A 5568-nucleotide genomic window follows, 5' to 3' on the forward strand; every position below is an offset into this window, starting at 1 on the left:
GCCCGTGAGCTTCTTCTCGAATTGAAAGAGCTTGGAGTGCGTCTCGCGTTGGACGACTTCGGCACTGGCTACTCCAGCTTGGCACACCTGCAGGCACTACCATTCGACAAACTCAAAATTGACGGGGCTTTTGTCCATTCGATGGGCACCAGTACGGAGAGCCGCAAGATCGTGGCTGCGGTGGTGGGTCTTGGACATAGCTTGGGTCTTCCCACTGTCGCCGAGGGTGTCGAGATGGCGGCGCAAGCCGAGGCCTTGTCACAGTTGGGATGCGACATCGGCCAAGGCTGGCTGTTTGGTCGCGCGCTGTCAGCCGAAGCGGTAACAGCTATGCTTGCTAGTAGTGCAGGCGCCGTTGGAGGTTCTCGCTCGGTTTCGGAAACCGAAGCTGTGGGGCAGTCTTATTGATACAGTTTAGCACTACCTGGGCAGTCTCAACCACGGGGGGGGGGGGCTGAAGCTTGCGTCGGCGGTGCGGACAGGGGATCAGCGTGATTAGGTCGGCGAACGGCCGAGTCATGATGACGCGGCGCGGAGCTGGTAGGCTCACCGGTGGTGGCCGTCCCGGAACCTGACCCGATATCTCCTCCGACCTCGCCAGGTGCTGCCCGACTAGGCGAAGGTGCTGCTGATAGGCAGAGGCGATGCAGGACATGAGCGGGTGGCGGTGTAGGCCGGTCCAGGGCCGCCCCTCGAAGTGCCCCAAGCCCAGCTCTTGCTTGAGTTACTGGTGCGCCCGCCCGCGCTCCCAACGCGCCTTGATGGCATCAACCGAGGCGTTGAGGGCGGTCCGCGGCGGCGGGCCGATGAGGTAGTGATTGCGCTCGCTGCGTGAGCGCAAGTCGCTCACCGGCCGAACTTCAGCGCCTTGCAAGTGCAGGTTATAGGTTCGGCTGGCGCCATCACCGACCCGGATTCAAGTCGCGGCAAAGCGTGGGCGAGCGTACCGTTGCCGTCCTGCGCGTTGGAGGGGCTGCGCGTGGCGGCGTGCGGAGTGATTATCGCCGGCGGATCAGTCGCCACGAAGGATCTGAACGCTTTCTGATGAAGCCATCGTCGTCGTGGCTCGGCGCTCCTGCGCATGTTTATGCACCCGCTCATCTAATGTCCGCGCTTGCGATCTCGAACGTTGATAACCGCTCATGGCCGGTAGCGGGGCCCAAGTTGATGATCCTGGCGCTGTTCGGGAACGGGTGGATGAAGCGGGTTGAGGCACAGGGTTTATTGTGCCGTATGAGCGAGTAGCGATAAGTTCTAATCGACACAAAGCTGAGGAAAGCGGCCTTGCCCGCAATACAAATGCTTAGCAGCTCTCGGATGTACGTGGAAGATTGCCCACACACTGTCGGGCTATCCGCACTCGCACAACCCTCCTCTTGCCCACTCATGACTCAACCGAGTTCCGGCAGGGCGGAAGTGCTCGTGCCGAGGCTGTTCTTACATTGAAGGGGGAAGTGGCCGCGCTTCTGTCGGACCGAACCGGCGTCCGGAAGACGTAGAATGTAGCGTTACTTTTCTGCTCTTACTTGCCGCGTGCTTGTCAGGTTGACTAGCTACGGCTGCGCCGCGGAGTCCCCTGGGACGTCCCTGTGGAACAGGAGGGAAATTCAGATGAGCGCTCCAATGATTACGAAGCGGTCCATGGGTGCACTGCTGGCTGGTGCTTCTGCCGTTGCGATGAACTCGGTGAGCAATGCTTGGGCTGACGTGTTGCCCGCACCGACCGTCAGGCCAATCCTCGCCATCTCCGGGATGATTGCTGTTCGCAATTTCGGTGACGAGGCCCGCTTCGACCGGCCAATGCTTGAGGCGCTGGGGACGACATCCTTTAAAGCGACTACACCGTGGTTCGAAGGCGCGGTCGAGTTCGAGGGGGTGCCGATGACAAGGCTCCTGCATGCAGTCGGAGCGTCCGGCGACAAAATCACCGCGGTGGCACTAAACGACTATACGACTGAAATCCCGGTTTCCGACTTTGACCGCTTTGGCGTAATTCTCGCTTTGAAGCGGAATGGCGAGTACATGTCTATTCGGGATAAAGGCCCGCTCTTCATCATTTATCCGTATGACAGCCAGCCCGAGCTACAGAACCGCCGCTACTATGCCCGTTCCGCGTGGCAAGTGGCACGGCTGATCGTCGGCTGAACGAACCATGCGAACGCCGTTTGGGATCTCCCGCCCGGAAACCAGACGGTCCATGGGAGGCAAGTCACGCTCCCTGACCCTGGCCGTCCTCGGCCTCTCGGCGCTGCTCGCCGCCGCCGCCGCCTGTGCATCTTTTTTGACCGTTCAGCGACAGGATTCGCTTCTCGACGCGTCCCGCATCAGCGTGGCTTGGAATGTCAGTCAGGGCGTGGTGGAGGTAGCGCGCCTACAAGCAGCTGTTGGAGCCTTCGCTGTGAGCGGCGCGAATGAGGAACGCGACGCCGTCGAGCTTTGGCTGAGTGTCGTCGAGAGCCGCATCAAGTCCCTCGAAGGTAGGGACATCGCGGCTTTTGTAAAAAGCGACCCGAAAGCTGCAGCCGTCATCGCGCGACTCCGGGCGACTATTGCCGCCGCATGGCCGCTTGCTGAGGAACTCGAGCGTGGAGGGACGGTGCAGCGCCTGCTCTCGCTTCTCTGGCCGCTTAATTCGGAGCTTACGTGGCTGGCGTCGACGGCATACGTCCGAGACAGTGATCTCGCAACACGTAATCTCCTGGATCTCGCCAGGATTCATTGGACCTTTTCGGGCCTACTTGTCGGTCTCATTCTCTGTGGTTTCGCCCTGACCGGTATGCTGACCTGGAACAATCGCCTCCTACGGCGAGCGCACAGTGAGGTGCAGAACTTGGTAAACGGTCTGGCCTCCTCAAAGGATCAGGCTCGGGAGGCGGCGGCAGAGGCGCAGCTCCAAAATCGTATTCTGAAGGAACGCGACAAGGATCTGCACACACAGTACGCACGCTTCGATGCAGCCCTGAACAACATGTCGCAAGGCCTTTGCATGGTCGATGCGGAGGAACGGCTGATCGTATGCAATGCCCGCTTTCTCGAGCTGTTCGAGCTCTCTCCGGACCTCGTGCAGCCGGGGATTTCGGCGACAGAGCTGTTTCGCATCATAGGCTCCGGCCGCGGCCACGACACCCAAATGATTAATGCCATCCGGCTGAGACAGCAAAGCCTGGCCAGCGAACGCTGCCAGGCAACATTTTTCCAAGAGGACAAGGAGGGAAGCGCGGTAGCTGTAGCCCACCGTCCCATGGCCGATGGGGGCTGGGTTGCCACTTACGAGGACATCACGGAACGCCGGCGTTTCGAAGCACGGATCAGCTTCATGGCCCACCACGACGCACTTACGGGGCTTCCCAACCGCGTTATGCTTCGCGAACGGATGGAAAACGCGCTGGTTGAAACGTCAGATAACGGCGTCACTCTCCTTTGCCTCGACCTCGACCTCTTCAAGCATGTGAACGACACGCTGGGACACCCGATTGGTGACGCGCTGCTTAAGGCCGTTGCACAGAGGCTTCGGAGCTGTGCGCGCGAGACGGATCTAGTAGCGCGTCTCGGTGGTGACGAGTTCGCCATCCTCCAGACCACCGATGCGCAACCCTGGCAGACCGAGGCGCTGGCCAAGCGGATCGTCGCGGCGCTGACGGAACCGTACGATCTTGGAGGCCTCTCGGTGACCATCGGTGTCAGCGTCGGTATCGCAGTTGCAGATGCGGCTGACTTGGACGCTGACCTGCTGCACAAGAACGCCGACCTGGCGCTTTACCGAGCGAAATCGGACGGCCGCGGAGCGTACCGGTTCTTCGAGGCGGCGATGGACGCGGAGCTGAAGGCGCGCGTTGCGATTGAGGCGGACTTACGCCAGGCGCTGGCACGCGAGGAGTTCGAGGTTTATTATCAGCCCCTGATCGACCTAGCCAGCGAACGCGTGAGCGGCTTCGAGGCGCTGCTGCGCTGGCGGCACCCCGAGCGTGGGATGGTTTCCCCATCTCTGTTCATCCCTGTCGCAGAGGAAACGGGGCTGATCGGCCCGATCGGCGATTGGGTGCTGCGACGGGCCTGCGCCGACGCAGCGGAATGGGCGGAGCCGATCAAGGTCGCCGTCAATCTTTCGCCGGTACAGTTCAGGAATGGCGATATCGTGCGCAGCATCTGCGGCGCCCTAGAGTCCTCCGGCCTGTTGCCAGGGCGCCTGGAGCTTGAGATCACGGAATCGACGCTGTTGCAGGAGGGCGAGAGGGTGATGGCGATGTTGCACCAGCTGCGCGGCCTCGGGCTTTGCATTGCGCTGGACGATTTCGGGACCGGGTACTCTTCCCTGAGCTACCTGCGCAGCTTCCCCTTCGACAAAATCAAAGTCGACCAGTCCTTCGTCCGTGAAATGGGCACGCGGCCCGACTGCCGCGCGATCGTCGACTCCATCGCCGGTCTTGCCCTCCGGCTCGGCATGAGGACGACAGCCGAAGGCATTGAGACAGCCGACCATCTCCGTCACGTGCGCGAGGCGGGCTGCACCGAGGCACAGGGCTATTACTTCAGCCGCCCCATGCCCTGTGCCGAGGTGCGGGACTGGCTTGCCATCGGCGCAGGTGCCGCCATGGCGGCCTGAACTGTCACCAGATCCCGTTCTCTAAACGCGGAGGAGCCCGATTGCGGCGGCCAAGCCTCACCATGTTGGGCCGATGTCTCGCACCGTCCTACGCCGCAGTGTCGATCTGCCTCTGCCTTGGGCCCGCCATGTTCCCCGACCCAGCCGTGGCGACGGCTGGAATACCCTGGCCGACATCGAAGTCTTCGTCTTCGCGGTAGAGGCGGAACTGGAGGCCATGGACCGCGAGCGGGTCGGCGTGCATCGCCGCGGCCGCAAGCCGGACCTGACTTTGCGGCGACGTCTGATCGGGCTGATTTGGACGCTGACCTTCGGCGGCCTGCAGTGGCGCGTCGCCGGCTGGCTCTCGGGTGTTCCTTTCACCACCCTGCACAGCAGCTTCGCACGCTGGACCCGCCTGGGCCTGTGGCGACGACTGGGTCAACGTCTCGCGCTTGATTGGGGCTGGCCTGCGGCGACGAAGTGCTGCCCTCGGCGGTGGTGGCTGACAGCCGCTCGCTGCGATCAGCCCCAACCGCCTGGGTGCGCGGCATCGATGGCGGCAAGCTGGTCAAGGGCGTGAAGCTCTTCGCGGTCTGCGACAAGCACGGATCCCTGCTCGATCTCGAACTGCAGCCGGCCAACACGGACGACCGCGCGGGCGTCCTGCCGATGCTGCCGCTGGTGGCCGCAGTACTGCCGCGCCACGCCGACCGAGAGCGTGCCCTTCTTTGGCAGCGCCGTGTCGTCGATCACCAGCGCCGACCGCGGCCCGCCCACCAGCCGATCCGCCTGCTCGGCCAGCACCTGCCAGAGCGAGGCGTCATCCCAAGCCGGGCTGGCGATGAAGTGCTGCAGCTGATCGTGCCCGCTCAGCCCCAGAGAGGCCGCCATCGGCTGCAGGCTCTTGCGCTCGCTCGGGCCCAGCAGCCCGCGCAGGTAGAGCGGCGCCCAAAGCCGCCGCTTCTTGTGCCCGACCGCCGCCA

5 protein-coding genes and 2 pseudogenes are annotated in these 5568 nt (G+C 62.8%); 5 read left to right on the forward strand and 2 right to left on the reverse strand.

Annotated elements, in window-relative coordinates:
* The coding region (locus EP26_RS34170) for an EAL domain-containing protein (RefSeq protein WP_157033928.1) at positions 1-408 on the forward strand (408 nt) is incomplete at its 5' end.
* A gap of 316 nt (positions 409-724) precedes the next feature.
* On the opposite strand, the gene EP26_RS38400 is transcribed toward EP26_RS34170, so the two are convergent.
* Complete coding sequence (locus tag EP26_RS38400; protein WP_281177144.1) at positions 725-850, reverse strand: hypothetical protein; 126 nt, start codon at positions 848-850, stop codon at positions 725-727.
* Between the two features lie 791 nt (positions 851-1641).
* On the opposite strand from EP26_RS38400, the gene EP26_RS29515 reads away from it, so the two are divergent.
* The 4 genes and pseudogenes from EP26_RS29515 to EP26_RS38840 all read left to right on the forward strand — a co-directional run.
* A complete protein-coding gene (locus tag EP26_RS29515; RefSeq protein WP_043344778.1) occupies positions 1642-2145 on the forward strand; it encodes a molybdopterin-dependent oxidoreductase in 504 nt (167 codons plus the stop codon).
* A 52-nt stretch (positions 2146-2197) separates the two neighbouring features.
* Positions 2198-4603 (forward strand): putative bifunctional diguanylate cyclase/phosphodiesterase, encoded by a 2406-nt coding sequence (locus EP26_RS29520; protein ID WP_043344775.1) that lies wholly within the window; start codon positions 2198-2200, stop codon positions 4601-4603.
* 73 nt (positions 4604-4676) lie between these two features.
* A complete protein-coding gene (locus tag EP26_RS37900) occupies positions 4677-5165 on the forward strand; it encodes a hypothetical protein (RefSeq protein WP_245624567.1) in 489 nt (162 codons plus the stop codon).
* Positions 5135-5200 (forward strand): annotated as a pseudogene (locus tag EP26_RS38840) (hypothetical protein); the annotation flags it as partial. The gene EP26_RS37900 and the pseudogene EP26_RS38840, both read left to right, overlap by 31 nt.
* Before the next feature lie 75 nt (positions 5201-5275).
* Here the strand turns inward: EP26_RS38840 and EP26_RS29525 are convergent.
* A pseudogene (locus tag EP26_RS29525) lies at positions 5276-5568 on the reverse strand (transposase); the annotation flags it as partial.

Origin of the sequence: Belnapia moabensis DSM 16746, assembly GCF_000745835.1 — a bacterium.
GTDB classification, from domain to species: Bacteria; Pseudomonadota; Alphaproteobacteria; order Acetobacterales; family Acetobacteraceae; genus Belnapia; species Belnapia moabensis.

Bases quoted from the DNA above. Each gene is read 5' to 3' on its own strand.
- EP26_RS29515 (WP_043344778.1), top strand. From the start codon at position 1,642: ATGGGTGCACTGCTGGCTGGTGCTTCTGCCGTTGCGATGAACTCGGTG.
- EP26_RS29520 (WP_043344775.1), top strand. From the start codon at position 2,198: ATGGGAGGCAAGTCACGCTCCCTGACCCTGGCCGTCCTCGGCCTCTCG.
- EP26_RS37900 (WP_245624567.1), top strand. From the start codon at position 4,677: ATGTCTCGCACCGTCCTACGCCGCAGTGTCGATCTGCCTCTGCCTTGG.